The 21,979-nt window shown below is 65.7% G+C and carries 16 protein-coding genes; 6 read left to right on the top strand and 10 right to left on the bottom strand.

Annotation, left to right across the window (positions count from 1 at the left end; genetic code table 11):
- Nucleotides 1-115 precede the first annotated feature (115 nt).
- Nucleotides 116-2,380 carry a TonB-dependent siderophore receptor gene (locus tag QJT78_RS34035; RefSeq protein WP_038944300.1) on the top strand — a complete coding sequence of 755 codons (2,265 nt, stop codon included), beginning with the start codon at nt 116-118 and terminating at the stop codon, nt 2,378-2,380.
- Between the two features lie 110 nt (nt 2,381-2,490).
- Here QJT78_RS34035 and QJT78_RS34030 read toward each other — a convergent pair whose 3' ends face one another.
- Nucleotides 2,491-2,847 carry a hypothetical protein gene (locus QJT78_RS34030; protein WP_028148557.1) on the bottom strand — a complete coding sequence of 119 codons (357 nt, stop codon included), beginning with the start codon at nt 2,845-2,847 and terminating at the stop codon, nt 2,491-2,493.
- A gap of 397 nt (nt 2,848-3,244) precedes the next feature.
- Here QJT78_RS34030 and QJT78_RS34025 point away from each other — a divergent pair, with 397 nt between their 5' ends.
- A complete protein-coding gene (locus QJT78_RS34025; protein WP_240537681.1) occupies nt 3,245-4,345 on the top strand; it encodes a hypothetical protein in 1,101 nt (366 codons plus the stop codon).
- Nucleotides 4,346-4,539: 194 nt separating this feature from the next.
- Here QJT78_RS34025 and QJT78_RS34020 read toward each other — a convergent pair whose 3' ends face one another.
- Nucleotides 4,540-5,151 (bottom strand): DUF2147 domain-containing protein, encoded by a 612-nt coding sequence (locus QJT78_RS34020; protein WP_028148559.1) that lies wholly within the window; start codon nt 5,149-5,151, stop codon nt 4,540-4,542.
- 107 nt (nt 5,152-5,258) lie between these two features.
- Entirely contained in the window at nt 5,259-6,287 is a 1,029-nt protein-coding gene (locus QJT78_RS34015) for an NAD(P)/FAD-dependent oxidoreductase (protein WP_028148560.1), read from the bottom strand.
- Nucleotides 6,288-6,468: 181 nt separating this feature from the next.
- Between QJT78_RS34015 and QJT78_RS34010 the strand changes: the two genes are divergently transcribed.
- Nucleotides 6,469-6,936: a thioesterase family protein gene (locus tag QJT78_RS34010; protein WP_038944303.1), complete on the top strand. Its 468-nt coding sequence runs from the start codon at nt 6,469-6,471 to the stop codon at nt 6,934-6,936.
- Between the two features lie 15 nt (nt 6,937-6,951).
- On the opposite strand, the gene QJT78_RS34005 is transcribed toward QJT78_RS34010, so the two are convergent.
- Nucleotides 6,952-7,272: a 2Fe-2S iron-sulfur cluster-binding protein gene (locus tag QJT78_RS34005; protein WP_014493954.1), complete on the bottom strand. Its 321-nt coding sequence runs from the start codon at nt 7,270-7,272 to the stop codon at nt 6,952-6,954.
- 167 nt (nt 7,273-7,439) lie between these two features.
- Complete coding sequence (locus QJT78_RS34000) at nt 7,440-7,814, bottom strand: Hpt domain-containing protein (RefSeq protein WP_028148562.1); 375 nt, start codon at nt 7,812-7,814, stop codon at nt 7,440-7,442.
- A 395-nt stretch (nt 7,815-8,209) separates the two neighbouring features.
- On the opposite strand from QJT78_RS34000, the gene QJT78_RS33995 reads away from it, so the two are divergent.
- On the top strand, nt 8,210-13,918 hold the full coding sequence (locus QJT78_RS33995) for a negative regulator of septation ring formation (RefSeq protein ID WP_028148563.1): 5,709 nt from the start codon (nt 8,210-8,212) through the stop codon (nt 13,916-13,918).
- Nucleotides 13,919-14,097: 179 nt separating this feature from the next.
- On the opposite strand, the gene QJT78_RS33990 is transcribed toward QJT78_RS33995, so the two are convergent.
- Genes QJT78_RS33990 through QJT78_RS33980 form a run of 3 tightly spaced genes read right to left on the bottom strand, consistent with a single transcriptional unit; the run spans nt 14,098 to nt 16,914 of the window.
- Nucleotides 14,098-14,979, bottom strand: a complete 882-nt coding sequence (locus QJT78_RS33990; protein WP_028153328.1) for an MlaD family protein — start codon at nt 14,977-14,979, stop codon at nt 14,098-14,100.
- Between the two features lie 16 nt (nt 14,980-14,995).
- On the bottom strand, nt 14,996-15,778 hold the full coding sequence (locus tag QJT78_RS33985) for an ABC transporter ATP-binding protein (protein WP_028153329.1): 783 nt from the start codon (nt 15,776-15,778) through the stop codon (nt 14,996-14,998).
- 2 nt (nt 15,779-15,780) lie between these two features.
- Nucleotides 15,781-16,914, bottom strand: a complete 1,134-nt coding sequence (locus QJT78_RS33980) for an ABC transporter permease (protein ID WP_038944308.1) — start codon at nt 16,912-16,914, stop codon at nt 15,781-15,783.
- 143 nt (nt 16,915-17,057) lie between these two features.
- On the opposite strand from QJT78_RS33980, the gene dgcA reads away from it, so the two are divergent.
- Nucleotides 17,058-18,053 (top strand): N-acetyl-D-Glu racemase DgcA, encoded by a 996-nt coding sequence (dgcA, locus tag QJT78_RS33975; RefSeq protein ID WP_028153331.1) that lies wholly within the window; start codon nt 17,058-17,060, stop codon nt 18,051-18,053.
- On the opposite strand, the gene QJT78_RS33970 is transcribed toward dgcA, so the two are convergent.
- Entirely contained in the window at nt 18,023-19,219 is a 1,197-nt protein-coding gene (locus QJT78_RS33970) for a major facilitator superfamily domain-containing protein 6 (RefSeq protein ID WP_038976205.1), read from the bottom strand. The genes dgcA and QJT78_RS33970 overlap by 31 nt on opposite strands.
- Before the next feature lie 75 nt (nt 19,220-19,294).
- On the opposite strand from QJT78_RS33970, the gene QJT78_RS33965 reads away from it, so the two are divergent.
- Nucleotides 19,295-20,659: a hypothetical protein gene (locus QJT78_RS33965; RefSeq protein WP_028153333.1), complete on the top strand. Its 1,365-nt coding sequence runs from the start codon at nt 19,295-19,297 to the stop codon at nt 20,657-20,659.
- 402 nt (nt 20,660-21,061) lie between these two features.
- Here the strand turns inward: QJT78_RS33965 and QJT78_RS33960 are convergent, their stop codons facing one another.
- Nucleotides 21,062-21,832: an SDR family oxidoreductase gene (locus QJT78_RS33960; protein WP_038944314.1), complete on the bottom strand. Its 771-nt coding sequence runs from the start codon at nt 21,830-21,832 to the stop codon at nt 21,062-21,064.
- Nucleotides 21,833-21,979: the final 147 nt, after the last annotated feature.

Raw genomic sequence — 21,979 nt, 5'->3', positions numbered from 1 at the left:
CTTATATGAATACTAATTCCAAATCTGATGATTGAGGGACCATTGCGCCCCTCCCGCACTTCAAGCCATCGACTGCGCTTGTTAGTCGTCCGCCCCGCAAATGATGGGGGCGCGAATGACTACATATCTCAGAACGACGGCAGGATTGATCGGCGGCGCGCTGCCGCTGTTGGCAGGCCTGATGGATGCGGCACCGGCCGAGGCGCAATCATCGTCGCAGGAATTGCCCGCCGTCGTGGTCGAGCAATCGTCGCGGCCGGCAGCGCGCACACGTCCATCTACCTCCCGGCAGGCAGCGCAAGCCGCGAGCCGCCGTCGTCAGGCCGAGCGCGCACCATCGAACGCCGATACACAGGCGGCCGGCGCGAGCACGGGCGCGGAGACCGCGACAGGCCCCGTCCGCGGCTATGTCGCGACCCGCAGCGGCACCGGCACGAAGACCGACACGCCGCTGCGCGAGACGCCGCAGTCGATCACCGTGGTCACCGCCGACCGCATCATCGACCAGGGCGCGACCACAGTGCAGGATGCGCTGCGCTACGTTCCGGGCGTGTTCGCGGACGCCTACGGCGCGGACTCGCGCGGCGACTATCCGCGCATCCGTGGCCAGGACCCGAACATCTATCTCGACGGCACCCGTGTGGTGAACACCTGGAACTTCAATGAGTGGCGGCCGGAGCCGTATACGCTGGAGCGCATCGAGGTGCTGCGCGGTCCCTCCTCGGTGCTTTACGGCGACACCTCGACCGCAGGCCTGTTGAACCTGGTCTCGAAGCGCCCGCAGGCCGAATCCGCCAATGAGATCGGCGTCCAATACGGTAGCTTCAACCGCAAGCAGGTGCAGCTCGACTCGACGGGCAAGCTGACCAAGGACGGCGAGTGGCTCTATCGCTTCATCGGCGTGTTCCGCGACAGCAACATGCAGACCGACTACGTCAAGGACGACCGCATCGTGCTCGCACCGTCGCTGACCTGGCGGCCGACCAACAACACCCGTTGGACCGTGCTCGGCACCTATCAGAAGGACACCACGGGCTCCTCCACGGCGTTTCTGCCGCATGAGGGCACGCTCTATCCCGGCCCCAACGGCTTCATTCCGGTGCTGCGTTTTGCCAGCGAGCCTGGCTTTGACAAATACCAGACCGAGACCGGCGCGATCAGCAGCCTGTTCGAGCACAGTTTCAGCGATGGCCTGAAGATCCGGCAGAACCTGCGTTACGCCCATGTCGAAGGCATCTATCGGTCGATGTGGCCGGATCTGAATTTTGTCGATCCGAGCGATCCGAACTATCCGTTTCTCGATTCCAACAGGCGCACCATGGCACGCAGCGTGTGGAGCCGGGAGACGGTCAAGGATAGCCTGACCTCGGACAGCAATGCCGAGCTGAAATTGCATACCGGGGCGGTCGCACACAAGGTGTTGTTCGGAGCCGACTACCGCGAGGCCAGGGAGCGCGCGCAATCCGGCTTCGCTACTGACCCGACACCTTTCGATCTCTACACGCCGGTCTACAACGGCGTGACCGCCCCGGCGATGTCACCCGAACCGAACCTCCGCCAGAGCCAGTTCGGCCTCTACGCTCAGGACCAGTTGCGGCTCGGACCATGGCTCGCGGTCCTCGGCCTGCGCCACGACTACGTCACCAGTGACACGCAGGGATCTCCGGTCGAGAACTATCAGGCGACAACCGGCCGTGCCGCGCTGATGTACGAACTGCCGTTCGGCCTCACGCCCTACGTCACCTACGCGCAATCGTTCAACCCGATCTTCGGCGCTGGAATCTGCGCCACCGTATGCGCGCCTCAGCGTGGCGAAATGGTCGAGCTCGGCTTCAAGTACAATCCGACACCGCGCAATGCGATCAACGGTGCGATCTTCGACATCACCGAGAAGAACCGGCTGGCAAGCGATCCTGACAATCCCCTGCTCTCGATCCAGACCGGCAAGGTCCGTATCCGTGGCGCCGAGCTCGAGGTGCTCACGAGCCTGACTCCGGATCTCGACCTGATCGCCGCCTACACCTATATCGATGCCCGCGTCGAGAGCGGCGACAATGCCGGCAAGCATGTCGAGACCGTACCGGATCACCAGGCCTCGCTATGGGCGAAATACCGCCTCGCCTGGTTTGGCCTGCCGGGCGTCACCGTTGGCGGCGGCGTGCGTTACATCGGCCAATCCTGGGACGGCACCGACACCATCCGAACGCCGGACTACACTTTGTTCGACGCCAAGGTCCGCTATGACAACGGCCCCTGGCGACTTCAGGTCAATGCCAGCAACCTCTTTGACAAGCGCCACCTCACCACCTGCCGGATTGGCGGCGACTGCTTTCTCGGTATCGGCCGCACGGTGCTCGGCAGCGTGACGTACAAATTCTAGAGCATGATCCGGAAAAGTGTGTAGCGGTTTTCCGCACAGATCATGCTCAAACAACAATCTAAAGCGCGATGACGATTCATCCCAATCTCATCGCGCTTTAGGAACGACCGCTACGTCATGCTGCCGGGCATGAAGCAGCGCACGCGCGGATGGCCGTCGACATAGTGCTTCCACACCATGGTTCGACCGATCTTGTTCGGCTCGGTGATCACGGCACCGTCGGGCACGACGACCCATTCGTCGTCGATGCGTACGCGGTAGTGGCCGCTATCCGATTCCCAGTCGACGTCGGCTATGACGTAGCCGTCGGCATCCGAGCAGCATTGCCCGTATTTGCTGTGCAAGCTCTCGAACCAGGGTTTTAGCGGCGAGTCGGCATAGCGGCCGTCGTCGCGCGCCAGCGCCGAGGTCGCAAGCAGCGCCATCGGCCCCAGCAGCGCCGCCGCACATAGTCTGGCAAGTCGCATATCGTCTCCGCGGATCGCAATCAGCGCCGCGAGGGACAGACACCGCCGTCCGCCTCCCGCACGGTGGCGGCAGGCGTGGAGACGGCGACTCGCTCCCCAGCGGCTTTGCGACAGCTATGCAAATCCGGCGCCAGCGCGCATTCCGGAGAACTACGGCCGCACGGTTTTGCCCCGGCCGGCGCGCACGCCCTGCATGGCCAACGCGCCGGCAATGCCGCAGCTGTTTTGGAGGCTTTCCTTGTTCCGCGAGGACGTGTACGAAACGGCCGCGGACGCGGGCCGCATCGTTTAATCAACTGTTTCAATTAGAGAAATCAGGTGTTGGCGTGACTGGCATTGGACCGTCAGCGCTATGAGTTCGAGAGAGTTGCTTCCTGGCCAGCAGGATTCGACCGACTTGCCCGCAAGCGAAGTGCAGTTTGCGCTCGTGATTTCGCGCATGCTCGAGACGGTGAAGGACGACGCGGAAGCCAGGCGGCAGATGGTCTACGACCTTGCCCGCTACAAGCTCCAGGAGCAGTTCACCTACGCCGACGCCCGGAACATCGACCAGATGAAGCGGGCGCTCGAGGTCGCGATCGAGGAGGTCGAAAAATTCTCGCGCGACCAGGCGCCGCTGGAGCGCTTGCCGTCACAACAGCTCACGTCGTCAAAGGCGACTGAGACAGGCGGTCTCCTGGTGTCCGGCGACGCGACCGTCTTGCGATCGAGGATCGAGATATCCCGCAACAAGCTGCCTGCGATCTCGGGCCCGCTCCTACCGGTGATCAAGCGTACGGCGGCCATCCTGCTTGCCGTTGGCGCCGTCATCCTGATCGTCTCGCAGCGAGACAACATCGCCGCGCTGCGCCGGCAGATTTCGTCCCAGGCCCAGGAGATCGCGCAGGTATCGCCCAAGCCGGAGACGACGATCACGGTCGCCAAACCGGAAATGATCACCCCCGCGCCACCTCCCCCGACGCGCGTATTGCCAACCGACTACGGCATCTACGCATTGATCGACGACAAATCACTGGCGGAGTTGAATGCGACCGGCGTGATGGCGCCGGACATGCGCATCGCGATTTCACCGGAGTTCAAGAAGCCCGATCGCCCGCATCTGCCGAACGGCCGCGTCAAATTCATCGTGTTTCGGCGGGACGCCGCGAACGTGATCCCCGAGCGCGTCGAGGTTCGGGTCGTCGCGAAGATCGCCAGGGAGTTTTCGACCGATGCAGCAGGCAAAAATCTGGGCGGCGGAGAAGATGTCGGGGTGATCCGAAACTTCGCCTATCCGTTCCGGGTGTCGCCGATCCCGGGGAAGCCCGAGATGTACGAGCTTCACACCGGCGATTCAGGGCTCGAGCTTGCGCCGGGACATTACGTCCTGAGCCTGGGATCGCAGGCCTATTATTTCCAGGTCGACGGCGAGATCACCGATCCCCGGCAATGCCTCGAGCGGGTCGTCGCCGGCAACGGCACGTTCTACGCGCCCTGCAAGAAGGCACGAACGTATTGACGGTCGCTCACCGTCATTACGATCGCACCGAACACTCAGCTGTCATCGCCCGACTTGATCGGGCGATCCAGTAGTATTCCAGAGACAGTGCGAGGATACGGAGGGGCCGCGGCGTACTGGATTCCCCGCCTTCGCGGGGAATGACAGTGGCGTGTGAGGCAACAGCCGTGACGGCAACAACGGCCGACGGCGACCTACTGCTTCGGCGCCGGCGCCATCATCGCGCCGCCCTTCTTCGCCGCAGGCGCGGGCGCAGGCTTCGTCGTCGCGGCGGTCGCCTGTGCCGGAAGATATTTGGCGACGATGGCAGGATCGACCTGGGCGATGTAGGCGTCGGGAAGACGCGTCCAGGTCTCGTCCTTCCCAAACAGGGAGATGCCGAGGAAGCCGCGCATGGTCAGCGTCTGCCCGTCCGCGCTGACCGACATCTTGGCCTTCCAGATGTTGCCGTCGCGCGGATTGACCACGTTGCCGCCGTCATACTTCAGGCCGTCGCGCTTCATGTCGCGGATGAAGGAGAGCCCGAGCACCGGCGCGTTCTTGCGATCATCCGTGCATTTCGCACAGACCTCGTTCGGGTCGTCGCCGGGGCGCGGAAAGGTTTTTGCGATTACGCCTTCGAAGATGCCGTTGTGGTCGACGAAGAGAAACCATCCCACCGTCTTGCCGTCCTCGATCTTCTGCCAAAGACCCGCGGCGGTTGGCTGCTGCGCCTGTGCGGCTACCGGCCCAACCGCGCCAAGCGTCAGCGCAACAGCGAGCGCGAGGAGCGAGAGCAGCCGAAAGCTGGAAAAGAGAGTCCGCATTATGATCACCTTGCTAAGCCGCCACTGCAATGGCCGCAGACTACGGCGATTTCGCGAACGGTTCCAGCACCAGAAACATGGGGCATTGCCTGCCGAACCCGGTGCCGTCAGTTGACACCGAGCTTCTTTTGCAGACTGGAGGACGAGGTCGTGTACTGGAACACGAGCCGCTTCTCCGGATAGACGTAGCGATGGGCTTTTTGCGCCATCAGTGCGCCCTCGTGGAAGCCGCACAGGATCAGCTTGAGCTTGCCGGGATAGGTGTTGATGTCGCCGATCGCGAAGATGCCGGATACGTTGGTCTCGAACGCGGACGTCTCGACCGGCACCAGATTGTTCTCCAGCGCGATGCCCCAGTTCGCGACCGGACCGAGCTTCATGGTCAGCCCGAAGAACGGCAGCATGGTGTCGCAGGAAACTTCGCTCACGCTGTTGTCGTTGCCCTTGACGGTGGCGCCGGTCAGCTTGCCTTCGGTACCGGACAGCGCGGTGACCTGTCCGAGCCGCAGATCCATCTTTCCGTCGGCCACCAGCGCGCGCATCTGCTCGACGCTGTGGGGCGCGGCGCGAAAATCGTCGCGCCGGTGCAGCAGCGTGATGCGCTTGGCGAGCGGATGCAGATTGAGCGTCCAGTCGAGCGCGGAATCGCCGCCGCCGACGATCAGAACGCTCTTGTCGCGGAACGTCTCCATCTTGCGCACGGCGTAGTGCACCGACGTGCCTTCATAGGCCTCGATGCCCGGCACCGGCGGACGCTTGGGCTGGAACGAGCCGCCGCCGGCCGCGATCACCACCACCTTGCATTCGAACACCTTGCCCGCGTCGGTGGTGCAGCGAAACAAGGGATCGCCGATCTTCTCCACCGTCTCCACCATCTCGCCGAGATGGAAGGTCGGATGGAACGGCTTGATCTGCTCCATCAGCGCGTCGGTGAGGCCCTGCCCCGAAACGTGCGGAATGCCGGGAATGTCGTAAATCGGCTTTTCCGGATAGAGCTCGGCGCACTGGCCGCCGACCTTGTCGAGGATGTCGATGAAATGCGCCTTCATGTCGAGAAGGCCAAGCTCGAAGGCGGCGAACAGACCACAGGGTCCGGCGCCAATAATCAGCACATCGGTTTTGATCACGTCGCTCATGTCGTCTCTTTATCGATCGTTATCGGTTGGACGCCGCCCGGGGGCAGAAGTGACCCTGCCTGTCTAGCCAACGGGGATGGATCAGGGAAGGCATAAAAGCGGGAGCACCCCGCGGCCGCGCCCACTTGCCGGGCCAGGATAACCGGGCTGTAACGGGATGCGATATGACGGAGATCAATCGGTGAACGCACCAAGCCGCCTCGATACGACGCCGCGCCTGGAGGACTATCCCTATCGTCTCGGCGACAATGTCCGCTTCGGCGATCTCGATCCGAACCAGCACGTCAACAACGCGGTCTACGCCACTTATTTCGAGACCGGCCGTGTCACGCTGATGAAGAGCCCGGAATACGGGCTGACGCCGCCGGGCCTCGCCTGGATCATGGTGCGGCTCGACATCCATTTCCGCGCCGAGCTGCACTGGCCGAACACGATCGAGCTCGGCCTCGGCGTGGTCAAGCTGGGACGGACGTCGGTGACCTTCGAACAGGTGGTGTTTTCGGAAGGAAAGTGCATCGCATCGGCGATGTCGGTCGGCGTCATGCTCGACGAGGCGACGCGGCGGCCTGCACCGCTCATCGCTGAGATCATCGAGAAGCTCAGACCCTGGCACAAGCGCGGTATCGAGGTCGCGCCGCCGAGCGCCTAGTATAGTGAGGGACGATCAGGCCTGCCGTTCCGGCGTCGCCACGACGAGCCCGTCGAGTTCGTCGGAGACCTTGATCTGGCAGGACAGCCGCGAGTTCGGGCGCACGTCGAAACCGAAATCGAGCATGTCCTCTTCCATCGGCGTCGGGCTGCCGACCTTCTCGCGCCAGGCTTCGTCGACATAGACATGGCAGGTTGCGCAGGCACAGGCGCCGCCGCATTCGGCCTCGATGCCGGGAATGCTGTTGCGGATGGCGGCTTCCATCACGGTCGCGCCGTTCTCGACTTCCACCGTACGGGTTTCGCCCTTGTGGTCGACAAAGTTAATCTTGGCCATGTGTGCTCGTGCTGCCGCGATGTTGCGAATGAAGGAGGGTCCGGGGCTGTCCTATAACGGGTCGATCCGCCCGGCGCCATAGGGTTTTGAAACGACGTGAATCCCGCTTCGCGGGAAGAAAACGCGTCAAAACAAAAGACTAGAGCGCGGTTTCTCGCCTTGTCGCCCTAGGGCTTCAGGATCGCCCCGATGGCGGCGCGAGCCTCGGTCACCGCCTCTTTCAACGCGGCCAAGGCGTGGGGCTGGCCATGGCCAGTCCGGACCGCGGTCTCCAGGCTGGCCGCGGCATCGGCCACCGCAAAGGCGCCGATTCCGCGCGCCGAGCCCTTGAGCTTGTGGGCGAGTGCGCCGGCCTCGGCCGGCAGTGCTGCCATCGCCGCGATCAGGCGGACCGCCTGCTCGGCGAACATCGCGAGCACTTCCTGTTCCAGTTCAGTGTCCCCGAGCGTCATGCGCGAGAGGTGATCGAGGTCGAGCGGGCTGTCGATGGGTGCAAGCGGGGGCGAAGGCATCCAGTCCATCCGTTGCAGTTCAGGCGTCATGGCGCAGGCCCCGGCATCGCGCGATGTCCGCCGATCCGGCGGTCAAGTTCCCCCCACCGAAGCATGGAAATGGTTAACGAAGTGTTTGGGCCGTTTTACGCAAATCCGCCCGTTTATTGACGAAAAGTTGCCGCAATCCGGCGAGTCCGGTGGAGAATTCCATTTATTGCTAAGGCGTTACGGCGCTATCCTGTTAACGATGATTAAGATTGTCTTAATCCCGGGCATTTCATTCGCGACGCTCTGCCAATAGGATGTTGCGGAAATTGGCGGACAAGCCGTCCGGGTGGGGACGGCTGGGAATCCGCGTAAGCGGCATGATCCGGTCTGTGGGCTTGCGTAGCGCGCTGGGCTCGCGGGGGGACGCGTACAAGTAACGAGGGCTCGGACTGAACATGGCGAACACTCCGAAAAAGGTCAAAGACCCGACAGAAGTTGCGCTTTCTGCGATCCAGGAAGCCCTGAACATCAGCGACACGGCCGCGGACACCAGCCGCAACGCCTCGATGCGCAACGAAACATCGTCTCCGGTGGGGCCGCCGGCTCCCCCGATCTTCGACGAGCCGACCTTCGAGCCGCGTCCTGCCGCCAACGAGCGCGCCACGGTGTTCGATACGATCGAGGAGCCGCGCACCTCGCGCCGCGCCGCCAACGACGACCGCGAGACCATCGGCCAGTTGCTCCAGGCGCTTCAGAAGGGCCGCCCTGCCCGCAGCGTCTACACCTTCGCCACCATCTTCGCCGGCGTCTGGCTCGCAGCCTGCGCCGCGCTCACCGTCGGCTTCCTGCCCTCGATCCAGGCTGCCATGGGCCAGAGCGGCGGCGTGCTCGTCATCGCCGGCCTGATCGCGATGTTCTTCGCGCCGATCATGCTGTTCTACTTCCTGGCGAGCCTGGTCTGGCGCGGCCAGGAAATGCGCATGATCGCGCAGGCGATGGCGCAGGTCGCGATCCGCTTCTCCGAGCCCGAGGGCTCGGCGTCCGATTCCATGGTCACCGTCGGCCAGGCCATCCGCCGCGAGGTCGCGGCGATGGGCGACGGCATCGAGCGCGCCATCGCGCGCGCCGGCGAGCTCGAGACGCTGGTCGCCAACGAGGTTGCGGCGCTCGAACGCGCCTATTCCGACAACGAAGTGCGCATCCGCTCCCTGCTCCAGGACATCGCGCACCAGCGCGACAATCTGGTCGGCCAGGCCGAGCAGGTCCGCAGCGCCATCTCCGGCGTGCAGATCGATCTGCGCCACGACATCGCGCTGATCTCGGACGCGATCGCCTCGCGCGTCGACGAGGTCGCCAAGAGCATCACCGGCGCGCTGGAAGAACGCGGCGCCCACATCACGGGCGCACTGAGCAACGCCGGCGACAACATGATCCTCGCACTCGGCGAGCGCGGCGGCGACCTGCTCGACCGCCTCGAGGAGGCCAGCAACGAGACCACGCGCGCCGTGCTCGACGCCAGCGAGCGGCTGACCACCAGCCTCAACTTCAAGACCGGCCATGTCCACGACGAGTTCGTCGACCTCGCCGACCGCGTCCACGAGATGCTGAACGAGCGTATCGACCGCATCACCGGCGAGTTCGAGCAGCGCTCCGCCGCTATCGTCGACGGCATCTCCGAGCGCACCGAGCAGGTGCATGACAGCTTGAAGAATTCGTCGGACTCGCTGCTGCTCGAGCTCGAGCTGCGCTCCAACGACCTCTCCGCCAAGATCGACGATGCCGGCAACCGGCTCGCCGGCCACATCATGACCTCCGGCGACAAGGCGAGCGAGGCGCTCGACGCCACCGTCAACACGCTCGTCGCCAAGGTGGTCAGCCAGACCGAGACCGCGCACGACTCGCTGTCGCTGCAGATGAGCGCGTTCGACGAGCTGGTGAAGAACCAGGGCACCGAGCTGGTCGAGAGGTTCGCCCGCGACTCCGGCACGCTCGGCGCGCTGATCACCCGCCACATCTCCGAGTTCGACCGCACCGTGAAGACGTTCGGCGGTGAGATCGTCGATCGCATGGGCCAGCGCACCCAGGACATCGCCGAGAGCCTGAAGACCTATGTCGACAATTTCGATACCCGCTTCACCTCGAACGGCGGGGCGATCACGGCGGTGCTCGACCAGCGCCTGGTGCAGTTCGAGACCACGGTCGGCGAACGTGTCACCAACCTCGACGCCTCGCTGAACGACAAGATCGTCAGCCTCGACGGCACGATCGAAGGCCACATCAAGACCTTCGACGACCAGCTCGTCGGCCGCGTCGCCGCGCTCGAGCAGTCGTTCGACACCCGCGCCAAGTCGGTGACCGAAACCATCGACGGACGCCTCAACACCCTCGCCTCGTCGCTGACCGACGGTGCCGCGCAGGCGATCCAGTCGATCGACTCCCGCCTCACCCACCTCACGACGTCGCTCACTGACGGCGCATCGCAGGCCATCGAGACGATCGATACGCGCCTCAACTATCTCGCGACCTCGCTCACCGATGGCGCATCGCAGACCATCCAGTCGATCGATACGCGGCTGACGCACCTCACGACGACGCTCTCGGGCGGCGCCTCGCAGGCGCTCGAATCCATCGACACGCGCCTCACCTACCTGACGACTGCGGTGACGAACGGCGCCTCGCAGGCCGTGCAGTCGATCGACACGCGCCTCACCCTCCTGACCTCGACGCTCACGGACGGCACCGCGCAGGCGATCGAGGCGGTCGACCGCCGCATCACCGGCGTCGCCGAGATGATCGACGGCCGCAGCACGCACCTGACCGACACGGTCACGGCGCGCTTCCAGGACATCCACCAGGCCATCGAGACCAAGGTCGGCTCGGTCGCCAACGACATCGACGTGCGCGTGGCGCAGTTCGAGGACCTGCTCGGCTCGCGCGTCGAAGCCGTCGCCGGCCGCATCGAAAGCAGCGGCCGTCAGGCCAGCGAGGACATGATGTCCCGCGCCGAGATGATCTCGACCGCGATCCGCTCGCATGTCGAGGATGCCGAGCGCTCGCTCACCAACCTCGTCGTCAACACCAGCGAAACGATCCAGACCGGTGCGCGTACCGCGCAGCAGTCGCTGATGACGGTCTCCTCCGACGTCAACGCCCAGCTCAAGATGACTTCCACCGAGGTCGAGCGCGCGCTGACCGCGGTCGGCACCGGTGCTGCGAACTCGATCCTGAGCAGCGCCCGCGAGGCGCAGTCGACCCTGGTCGCGGCCTCGGGCGATGCCTCCAACCAGATCAAGGGGCTCGCGGTCGACGTCGAACGCACGCTGTCGGCGGCCGGTTCTGCCACCGCGGCCTCGATCCTGGCCGGCGCCCGCGAGGTGCAGACCACGCTCGTCACGGCGTCTTCGGACGCGGCCAACCACGTCAAGACGCTCACCGCCGACGTGCAGCGTTCGCTGTCGCTGGCCGGCGCCACCACGGCGGAATCGATCACCGCCGGCGCCCGCGATGCGCAGAGCGCGCTGATTGCGGCCTCGACCGAGACCGCCAACCAGATCAAGGCGCTGTCCTCGGACGTGCAGCGCTCGCTCTCGATGGCCGGCACCTCGACGGCCGAGACCATCATGACCGGCGCCCGCGAGGCCCAGACCACGCTCGTCAACGCGTCCTCGGATGCGGCGACCCAGGTCAAGTCGCTCGCGGTCGAAGTGCATCGGTCGCTCTCGCAGGTCGGCCAGTCGACCGCCGAGACGATCACGACCAGCGCCCGCGACGCCCAGAGCACCCTGCTCTCCGTCTCGGCCGAACAGACCAGCCAGGTCCGTTCGCTGGCGGCCGAGATGCAGCGCGCGCTGGCGACCGCCGGCGGCGCCACCATCGAGGCGCTCACCAGCGGCGTGCGCGAGGCCCAGGGCACGCTGATCACCGCCTCGACGGACGCGGCAAGCCAGATCAAGTCGCTGACCACGGACATCGAGCGCACGCTGACCTCGGTCGGCGCCGACACCGCCTCGACCATCCTCAACAGCGCGCGCGAGGCACAGACCTCGCTGACGTCGACGTCGGCGGATGCCGCAAGCCAGATCCGCACGATCTCGACCGAGATCGAGCGCGCATTGAGCACGGCCACGACCAACGCCACCAACGACATCCAGACCAGCGCGCTCAACGCCCAGAACGCGCTGATCAACGCCTCCAACGAGGCAAGCTCGCGCGTCAAGTCGAGCTCGGCCGACATCGAGCGTTCGGTGCTCGCCGCCAGCAGCAGCTTCGGCCAGGCCATGACCGGCAAGACCGACGAGATCGTCACCTACGTGCAGCAGCAGGCCGACCGTCTGTCGAACATGATCGACTCCAAGCGCGGCGCGCTGGTCGATGCGATCGGCTCGAAGACCAGCCAGCTCACGCTCGACATCGACCGCGTCACCTCGGATGCGTTGAAGTCGATCGAGACGCGCGGCCATGCGTTCTCGCAGACGATGATGGGCAACGGCTCCGAAGTCGCCCGCACCATCAACGCGGCGAGCGAGATGGCCACCGGCGCGGTCGGCAAGTCGCTCAAGGACCTCGAGCAGGCCTCGCGCTCGGCGATCGACCAGTCGCGCCAGGTCTCGATTGCGGCCGTCACCGAGATGCAGGAGACCAGCAAGATCCTGCGTACCGACACGGTGGCCCTGTTCGAGCGTCTGCGCGAAGGCAACATCCTGCTCCAGGAGGTGCTGACCGGTGCGCACGACAACCTCAACTCGCTCGAGCGGGCGCTGGTGACGCGCGTCGCCGACTTCGTCTCGGCCATGAACGACGTCACCTCGCGCAACGGCGCTGCGACGCAGAACCTGGAAGACCAGCTCAACGTCTTCAACACGAAGACCACGCGGGCGCTGCAGGACCTCGGCGAGCTGTCGACCCAGTTCGACGCGCACGGCAAGGCGCTGGTCGAAGCCGCGCAGGTCGTCGAGGTGAGCAACAAGAACACCACCGCTTCCCTCGCCGAACGCAAGCAGGCGCTGGAATCGCTCGTCACGACCATCGATCTGCGCACGGCCGATCTCGACCAGCGTCTGTCGCGCTTCACCGGCCTGCTCGATGAATCGCTGGCCGCCGCCGAAGAGCGTGCCCGCGACATCGCCCGCGTCGTCGCGGAGACCGCCGGCGCAGGTTCCGCCGCGATCACCCGCCAGTTCGAGGCGGTGCGCGTGGCGTCCGAGGAGGAGCACCGCCAGACCATCGAGGCCATGCACGACATCTACCGCCAGACCACGGACGAGGCGGATACGATGTTCAAGCAGTCGACCGAGAAGTTCACCAACCTCGTCTCCAGCATGAAGCAGATGGCGTTCGAGATGCACAACGAGCTCGAAGCCACCCGCAACGAGCTGCGCCGCGGCGTGCTCGAGATGCCGCAGGAGGCCGCCGAGAGCACTGCGCAGATGCGCAAGGTGATCGTCGACCAGATCGAGGCCCTCGCCGAGCTCAACCGCATCGTGGCCCAGCATGGCCGTGGCCTCGACGTCTCCACGACGGGCCGCGCCAGCGCGCAGCGCCAGGAAGAGCCGTTGCTGGCAGCCGTCGGCACGCGCAACACCGAGACCCGCGGCCGCGACACCGGCAGCGCCTCGACGCTGCCGCCGCCGGACCTCGGCATGCCCGCCCCCTCGCGCCGCACCGAAGCGCCGCCGGTCGCGCCCGCAGGCAACGACCAGGGCCGCGACGGCTGGCTGTCGGACCTCCTGAACCGCACGGACGCCAACCAGGGCGCTCCGACCGGACGTGAGGCCCCGCGTGGCCGCGCGACACCCGCGCCGCAGCCGCAGGCTCCGCAGGGTGGCAGCAATCCGCTGGAGTCGCTGTCGCTCGACATCGGCCGCCTGATGGACCGCAACCTCGCCGCCGAGATGTGGGACCGCTACCAGCGCGGCGAGAACAAGGCCTTCACCAAGCGCCTCTACACGCCCGCCGGCCAGAAGGCCTTTGACGAGGTCGCCCGCAAGTACCGCGCCGACCGCAACTTCAAGGGTACGGTCGACCGCTACGTCGCCGAGTTCGAGCGTCTGCTCGACGAAGTCGCCCGCGACGGCCGTGGTCCGCAGGAGCTGCGCAGCCACCTGACCTCGGAGACGGGCCTGGTCTACACCCTGCTCGCACACGCCGCGGGTCGGCTCGGGTGATCAGCCCGTAGCGACAACGAATAGCGAATGAGAACGGAGGCCTCACGGCCTCCGTTTTCGTTTGAGCTCGTCATTGCGAGGAGCTCTTGCGACGAAGCAATCCAGACTGCTTCCTCGGAGACGATCTGGATTGCTTCGCTACGCTCGCAATGACGAGGTGAGGTCCGTGTACTAAACGCCTACTGCCGCCTGCCGCTCGCGGCGGGCGCCTGCCTCGGCGGTTCGGCCGGCGGCGGCGCGGCGGCCGGGGCGCTGTTGCTGGCGCCGAACAGCACGCGGGTCGGATTGCGGTCGAAATTGTTCACGGCGCGGCTGATGTCGCCGAGCGTGCGGCGGCCGTCGGTCATCAATGCGCCGGAGCGTTTGTCGAAATCATCGGCCAGCTCGCGGATCGACTTCACCGCCTGGAACAGCTCGCCGCCGTCCTTGCCGCCGGCAAGCGTGTTGAGGCCGAGCATGAGGCTGTCGGCCTTGTGCATGACGCCGTCGACCTTGGCCATCACGCCGTCGATCTTCTCGGAGTTGCGGGCGAGCGAGTTGGTGAAGGTCTCGAGGTTCTTCAGCGAGTTCTTCACCGACTCCTGATTGTCCGCGACGATCTTGTTGATGTTCTGGAGCGTGCCGCGGATCGCCTCGGTGACGTCCTGGAGCTTGTTGGGATCGGCCGTCAGCGACGGGATGCCGTCCTCATCGAGCGGCGGCGGAGGTGCCGCCTCCTCGCCGCCCTTGAGCGAGATCGCGGCGACGCCGGTCAGGCCCTGGAATTCGAGGCCGACCAGGGTGTCCTTGCGGAGCGGGGTGTTGTTCTCGACCATGGCGAGTGCGACAACCCGCCGCGGGTTGTCGAGCTTCACCGAGACCACCTCACCTACCCGGATACCGTTGAAGTTGACGCTGCCGCCGTTGCGCAGGCCCGCCGCCGGGCCCTCGAACACGACGCGCAGGGGGCTGCGCTGCTTGGTGGTGTGCAGCGACTGGAACCACAGCACGAAGCCGATCGCCGCGGCGATCACCGCCAGCGTGAATGATCCGATCAGTACGTAATTGGCCCGCGTTTCCATCAGCTACTCCGGCACCTCAGCCCATCACCGCACGGGCGCGCTTGCCGTGGAAATATTGTCTCAGCCAGGGATGCTGCGAGGCCTGCATGTCGGCGATCGACCCTGCCGCAATGATCTTACCGTTCCCTAAAACGGCGATGCGGTCGCAGGCTGTGTAAAGGCTGTCGAGGTCGTGCGTTACCATGAAAACGGTCAGGCCCAAAGTACGCTGGAGCGTCCTGACCAGCTCGTCGAAATCGCCGGCGCCGATCGGGTCGAGGCCCGAGGTCGGCTCGTCGAGGAACACGAGATCCGGATCGAGCGACAGCGCGCGCGCCAGCGCCACGCGCTTGATCATGCCGCCCGACAGTTCCGAGGGAAAGCGATCCGCGACTTCCGGCTTGAGCCCGACCATGGTGAGCTTGGCCAGGGTGATCTCGTCCATCAGCCGCTGCGAGACCCGGAGATATTCGCGCATCGGAAACTGGATGTTCTGCCGCACGGTCAACGAGGAGAACAACGCGCCCTGTTGAAACAGCACGCCCCAGCGGCGCTCGACACTGCGGCGCTGCGAGGTGCTGGAGGAATCGAGGTCGACGCCGAACACCTCGATGGAGCCCGCGACCTTCGGCACGAGGCCGATGATGGTGCGCGTCAGCACCGACTTGCCGGCACCGGATGGGCCGACGAAGCCGAGGATTTCGCCGCGCTTGACGTCGAGGTTGAGGCCGTCGAGCACGCGCGTCGCGCCGAACTGCACGGTGATGTCGCGAACGCGGATGATCGGATTTTGAATCGCGTCTTGAGATTCTTGCGCCATCGTCACATCCCGATCGAGGCGAAGAAGATGGCGAACACGCCGTCCATGACGATGACGAAGAAGATGCCCTTCACCACGGATGCCGTGGTGTGCTGTCCGAGCGATTCCGCGCTGCCCTGCACGGCGAGCCCCTCGACGCAGGCGACGATGCCGATCACGGCCGCCATCACCGGTGCTTTGACGATGCCGACGATGAAATGGTCGATCGAGATGGCGTCGCGCAGGCGCAGCAGGAAGGCTTCGGGATCGACGCCGCCATAGAGCCAGGCGACGAGGCCGCCGCCATAAAGCGCGGCCATGGCACCGAGGAAGGCGAGGATCGGCAGCGCCAGCACCAGCGCCAGCATGCGCGGCAGCACCAGGACCTCGATCGGGTCGAAACCCATCGTGCGCAGCGCGTCGATCTCCTCGCGCATCTTCATCGAGCCGAGCTCGGCCGTGTAGGCGCTGCCCGAGCGACCCGCGACCATGATCGCGACCAGGAGGACGCCGATCTCGCGCAGCACCAGCACGCCGAGCATGTCGACGACGAAGATGTCGGCGCCGAACCTGCGGAAATGAAAAATGCCCTGCTGGGCGATGATGCAGCCGATCAGGAACGTGATCAGCACGATGATCGGCACCGCGCGCCAGCAGACCTGCTCCATGTGGTGCACGGTCGAGGTCAGGCGGAACGAGCGCGGGTGGATCAAGACGCGAAACCCCGCCGCGAGCACCGCGCCGAGCATGTCGACGAGGCCCGCAACCGTGCCGGCGACCCCGGCCACGGCCCGGCCGATCTGCTCCAGCATGCCGGTGATGGTGACCGCGCTGCTGTCGACGACCGGCGTCGCCCTGACCCGCCGCACCTCGTCCACGAGGCTCGAATAATTGGCGGAGAGCCCCGCGATCTGCGCCTCGACGGCGCCCTGGGTCAGGCTGCGGCGCAGCCGTTCGATCAGCCAGGCGCCGAACGTGTCGAGCTTGGCGACCTCGGAGACGTCGATGAAGATGCTTTGCGAGCCGCCGGCAAGCTTTTCGGCGTCAGCCACCATCCGCTCCAGGACCGGCGCGAAGCTCGCGGTCCAGGTTCCGGTGGCGCAGAGTGCCAGCGCATTGCCCTTGGCAATCCGTTCCAGCTTCGGATCGCCGCTCAAGGTCTCCGCTCCCGTGCCGGGGCGCGAGAAACGGGTAGAATCAGATGGTTGCGCACACGCCCTTACCCGGAGAAGGTATCCCCAACTGGTTAATGTTAGTTGCTAGAGGTAACTAGCAGGTTCAGATTTCGCCAGAGTTCAAAATGACTTCCAGCAAAGTTCCGGCACTTCGCGCGCGAATCGAGCGCTTTCCGATCGCCGGCAGTTTTACCATCAGCCGGGGCGCCAAGACCGAGGCCGTGACCGTCGTGGCCGAAGTGAGCCGGAACGGCCTCACCGGCCGCGGCGAATGCGTCCCCTATCCGCGCTATGGCGAGACCCCCGAGGCGACCCTTGCCGCCATCCAGGCCATGCAGGCGGCCGTCGCCGGCGGCCTCTCGCGGGAGGCCCTGCAGGCCGCCATGCCGCCCGGAGCGGCCCGCAACGCGCTGGATTGCGCCCTGATCGACCTCGAGGCAAAGGCGACCGGCCTGCGGGCCTGGAACCTGCTGGACCGCCCGGTGCCGGGCGAGCGCACCACCGCCTTCACGATTTCGTTGGGCACCCCCGAGGCCATGGCGGCGGCGACCGCCAAGGCGGCGCACCGCCCCCTGCTCAAGATCAAGCTCGGCGGCGACGGCGATGCGGAGCGGATCGCGGCGGTTCGGAAGGCCGCCCCCGAATCCGAGCTGATCGTGGATGCCAACGAGGCCTGGACCGAGGCCAATCTGGAGCAGAATCTCGCCGCCTGCGATGCCGTCGGCGTCACCCTGGTCGAGCAGCCGCTGCCGGCTGGTAAGGATGGCGCTCTGGCGCGGATCAAGCGGCCGCTCGCGGTCTGCGCCGACGAGAGCGTGCATGACCGCCCTTCGCTCGCGCCGCTCCGCGAGCGCTACGACGCCGTGAACATCAAGCTCGACAAGACCGGCGGGCTCACCGAGGCGCTCGCGATGGCCGATGCGGCGCAGGCGCTCGGTTTCGAGATCATGATCGGCTGCATGGTCGCGACCTCGTTGTCGATGGCCCCCGCAATACTGGTGACGCCGCAGGCGCGCTTCGTCGATCTCGACGGCCCGCTGCTGCTGGCGCGCGACCGCGATCACGGGCTGCGCTACGACGACAGCCTGGTCTATCCGCCCGCCTCCGCGCTCTGGGGATGAGCCTTGAGTCGATGCCGCGCCGACCAGATCACCAGCGCGCCGGCCGCGGCCATCGCGGCCATGACGTAGTACAAGCTGTCGCCGATGCGGGCGTAGATCGCACCTGACGCGATCGATGTCGCTGCACCCAACAGCCCGTTGCACGCGGCGTAATAGCCCTGCCCCCGCGCGATCTGATGCGATGGCACGCGCTGCACCAGCAGGTTCATGGTGCCGACGATGGTCATGCCGAAGGTGAGGCCGTGGCCGAGCTGCACGATCACGAGCAGCGCCAGCGGCGGCTCCTGCGCGGTGACGATCCAGCGCACCACGGCGCTCACGCCGCCGATCGCGATCAGCGTGGACGGATGCAGCGAGAACCGCGGCGACAGCGCGAACACGACGATCTCGGCGATCACACCCAACGTCCAGAGGCCCGCGATCGTCAGCCCGCCGAAGCCATGGAGCTGCCAGTTGATGGCCGAGAACGTGTAATAGGCGACGTGGCTGCCCTGGATCAGCGCGGCCGACGCGATGACGGCCCAGAAGCCGCCATCGCGCAGCAAGGCCTTGCCGGCATGCGTCTCCGTCGTCCTGCGCCTGACATCGTCGAGCGGCTGGAGCAGCAGGCTGGCGGCGACCGCAACGACGGCCCACGCGACGATGATCCAGATCAGATCGCGCGCCGCGATGTGGTCGACGAGAAAGCCGCAGGCGAGCGAGCCCGCGGCGAAGGCCGCCGACCCCCACAGCCGCAACGGTCCGTAGTCGAGCCCGTAGCGGGCGACGCCGCGCAGCGCATAGGCATCGGTCAGCGGGGTCGTCGGCGTCCACATCATACAGGTCAGCGCATAGATCAGGAACAGCGTCAGCGGCTGCTGCTGCAGGCCGACCGCCGTGAACCCTATCGCAGTCGCCAGCACCGAGACCATCATGCCGGCGCGAATGGCATGTCGCCTTTCGGCAAGTGCGGTGATCTGCGGCAGCGTGGTGAAGCGCGTGATCGCCGGCAGCGCGTTGATGAGGCCGATCCAGCTTGCGTCGATGCCGATCGCCTTCAGCCAGACCGGAAAGAACGGCAGATGCGTGCCCGAGACCGCGAACACGGCTGAATAGAACAGCGCGAGACTCACGGCGAATCGCCGCTTCACGGCGGCTTGCGTGGGGATTTGTGATTCGCCTGCCATCAAACCAATTGCGATTCGGTCGATATCGTGGTGATCGTTACAGTAACGCGTAGTGATTTGCGCGACGAGATTGTCATGGCCAACGAAGCATTCGCCCTCTCGCCTATGTCTGCCCGTGCGGCCGAGCCGAACGAGCAGGATTACGACGCGATCCGCGAAGCCTTCATGGAGACCGCGCGCGGCCGCTGGTTCCTCGGCGAATATGCCAAGCGCAACCGCAATGCGGATACCCGCATGGTGCTCGATGCGGTCGCGAAAATCGAAGAAACCCTTGCGGCACAGCGACAACCGGTCGTCGAGGATCGCCTGCCCGAGGCGCTGGTCGAGATCCGCCGCGCCATCCGCGAAGCCGAGACCATCGCGATTGCCGCCTTCGATCCCGCGGCGATCGAGGCCAGCCTCGCGCCGATTCCGCGCGGCGTGCGCATCATCAAGGAGATCTCTTGGCGCTGGCGCGAGATCGGCGCCGACGGGCGAATCTGCGATCTCATTGATTCGCAGCTCGCCTCCATCGAGGCGGCTTGCGGGCAGCTATCGACCGTCGACCCCCGCGTCGAGCTCAAGGCCGCATTCGATCTGCTCAGGGATCGGGTCGAGCAGCTCGATGGTGACGGCGACACAGCGCCGCAAGCGGCGGTGAATCCCGCGCCTGCGCCGGTGCAGGAAGCGTCCGTCGCAGAGGCTGTGCCTGCCGCGATGGCCACTGAAGCACTCGTGGCTTTTACGGAGGCGCCGCAGGATATCGCAGCGACTCTCGCGCCCGAAGCAGCGGTCGAGGCCAGCGCCGCCGAAGCACGCGCCGTTGGCGAGGAAGCGATCGACGTCGCCACCGAGCCGGAGCTCGTCGCCGGCCATCACGTCGGCCCCGAAGAGGAGGTCGCAGAGGCCGCCGCCTTCACCGAGGTGACTGACGGGGTCTCGCTCGATGCCGCCGCGGAAGCCGAGGACGAAGCCATACTCGATGCCATCGCGCTGGAAATGGCCGCGCCCGATCCGGAGTTCGACGAGATCACCGAACCGGTCGAGATGGAAGCGGCCATTCCGGAGCCGATGGCCGCGGAGGTCGCAGCCCCGATTGCCGCAGAGCTTCCCGAGCCGGTCGCAGCCGAGCCGGCCGCCACCGCAGTCGCGGAGGAGCCCGTCGAAGACGCGCCGATCGCGATGGACTCGCTTGCGCGCCTCACAGACGCCATTGCGGAGGCCGCCGCCGAGGTGATGGAGCAGCCGGCCCCGGCCATGGCGGCCGCGGCGACATTCGGTGCGGCGCCGACCGCGACGCTTCCGATGCCCTCACCCTTGTCCGCCTCCTTGCCCGAGCCCTCGCTCGGGGCCACCATCCTCGCCAGCGGCATCCTGCAAAAGCCCCGCGCGGCGGCCAACGACCCCATGGCGCCAATCCGCCGCATGACCCAGGCCGAGAAGATCGCATTCTTCTCGTAAGGGGCGCAGCGTACTCACTCTCGTGTCCCGGACAAGCGAAGCGCAGATCCGGGACCCAGGAGCCACAACCTCATTCGCAACATGGGCCCCGGCTCTGCAGCGCACCGTCGAAGCGACGCTGCGCTGCGTCCGGGGCACGAAAGGAGAGTACAGGCACACTCTCTCGGTGGTCATTGCGAGCGCAGCGAAGCAATCCAGAGTCTTTCCGCGGAGAGATGCTGGATTGCTTCGCGGAGCCTGTCATCGGGCCGCGCTTTGCGCGGACCCGTTGGCTCGCAATGACGGAGCAAGGTGAATCACCGCGCCCTCTCTCGTGTCCCGGACAAGCTGCAACGCGTAGGCGTTGCGGCGCAGAGCCGGGACCCAGGCTGCTGCACGGGTGCTCTCGCAAACCTAACCGCGCTACGCGAAGGGGGCCTGCCCGGTCGATGCGTCGACGCCGCCGTCGACTGGCAGATTCACCCCATTCACGAAGCTGGCGTCGTCGCTTGCGAGAAATGCGATGACGCTCGCGACTTCCTCGGACCGGGCTCCGCGCCCCAGGGGGATACGTTCCACCAGCTTCGCGAACAATTCCGGATATTGCTCCATGATCGGCGTCGTCAGGTCGGTGAGGGTCAATGATGGGCACACCGCATTGATGCGCACGCCTCTCGGGCCAAAGTCGAGCGCCAGGCTGCGTGTGAGATTGCTGACGGCCCCCTTCGTGGCGTTGTAGAAGCTTAAGCCCCGATCGCCGCCGAGCCCGCTGAGAGACGACACGTTGACGATCGAGCCGCCGCTTTCGATCAGGTGCGGAAGCGCGGCGCGCGTCATGTAGAGGACGCCGTCGACATTGACCGCGAAGAGATCTCGCCACAGCTGGACCGGCGAGCCCAGGAAATCGATCAGTGCACCCGTCCCGGCATTGTTGACGAGGATGTCGATCCTGCCGAATTGCCGGACCACGTCGGCGACCAGGCGCTCGACGTCTGCGGCGATCGAGACGTCGCCGGGCCAGATCATGCAGCGATCGGTGCCGAGTTCGGCAGCGACTTCAGCCAGCTTGACCTCCCGGCGCCCATTCAGCACGACAATGGCGCCTTCGCCGTGAAAGCGCCTTGCGGCTGCGGCGCCGATGCCGCTGCCGGCGCCGGTAACGATGACGACTTTATCCTTGAACCGATCATTCATGCCAATAACTCCATCCGAAACCGCGAGGTCCGGACAAGAGCTAGTACCCACTTTTCTTGGAACGTGAGTCGTGATTCAAGGTCGGGATGATACCCGAAGCAAGAGAAGTCCACCTTTCGAGGAAAGATCGCAAGGTGCTTGAGGCGT

Source organism: Bradyrhizobium sp. Mp27 (assembly GCF_029953005.1).
In the GTDB taxonomy this organism is placed as follows: domain Bacteria; phylum Pseudomonadota; class Alphaproteobacteria; order Rhizobiales; family Xanthobacteraceae; genus Bradyrhizobium; species Bradyrhizobium barranii.
The sequence above is the reverse complement of the archived record's forward strand: the minus strand, read 5'-3'. Positions and strand labels throughout refer to the sequence as shown.

What these genes read in the sequence shown, in the direction of transcription:
- QJT78_RS34035 (WP_038944300.1), top strand. Translation starts at nt 116, where the DNA reads ATGACTACATATCTCAGAACGACGGCAGGATTGATCGGCGGCGCGCTG.
- QJT78_RS34030 (WP_028148557.1), bottom strand. Translation starts at nt 2,847, where the DNA reads ATGCGACTTGCCAGACTATGTGCGGCGGCGCTGCTGGGGCCGATGGCG.
- QJT78_RS34020 (WP_028148559.1), bottom strand. Translation starts at nt 5,151, where the DNA reads ATGCGGACTCTCTTTTCCAGCTTTCGGCTGCTCTCGCTCCTCGCGCTC.
- QJT78_RS34015 (WP_028148560.1), bottom strand. Translation starts at nt 6,287, where the DNA reads ATGAGCGACGTGATCAAAACCGATGTGCTGATTATTGGCGCCGGACCC.
- QJT78_RS34005 (WP_014493954.1), bottom strand. Translation starts at nt 7,272, where the DNA reads ATGGCCAAGATTAACTTTGTCGACCACAAGGGCGAAACCCGTACGGTG.
- QJT78_RS34000 (WP_028148562.1), bottom strand. Translation starts at nt 7,814, where the DNA reads ATGACGCCTGAACTGCAACGGATGGACTGGATGCCTTCGCCCCCGCTT.
- QJT78_RS33995 (WP_028148563.1), top strand. Translation starts at nt 8,210, where the DNA reads ATGGCGAACACTCCGAAAAAGGTCAAAGACCCGACAGAAGTTGCGCTT.
- QJT78_RS33990 (WP_028153328.1), bottom strand. Translation starts at nt 14,979, where the DNA reads ATGGAAACGCGGGCCAATTACGTACTGATCGGATCATTCACGCTGGCG.
- QJT78_RS33985 (WP_028153329.1), bottom strand. Translation starts at nt 15,778, where the DNA reads ATGGCGCAAGAATCTCAAGACGCGATTCAAAATCCGATCATCCGCGTT.
- dgcA (WP_028153331.1), top strand. Translation starts at nt 17,058, where the DNA reads ATGACTTCCAGCAAAGTTCCGGCACTTCGCGCGCGAATCGAGCGCTTT.
- QJT78_RS33970 (WP_038976205.1), bottom strand. Translation starts at nt 19,219, where the DNA reads ATGGCAGGCGAATCACAAATCCCCACGCAAGCCGCCGTGAAGCGGCGA.
- QJT78_RS33965 (WP_028153333.1), top strand. Translation starts at nt 19,295, where the DNA reads ATGGCCAACGAAGCATTCGCCCTCTCGCCTATGTCTGCCCGTGCGGCC.
- QJT78_RS33960 (WP_038944314.1), bottom strand. Translation starts at nt 21,832, where the DNA reads ATGAATGATCGGTTCAAGGATAAAGTCGTCATCGTTACCGGCGCCGGC.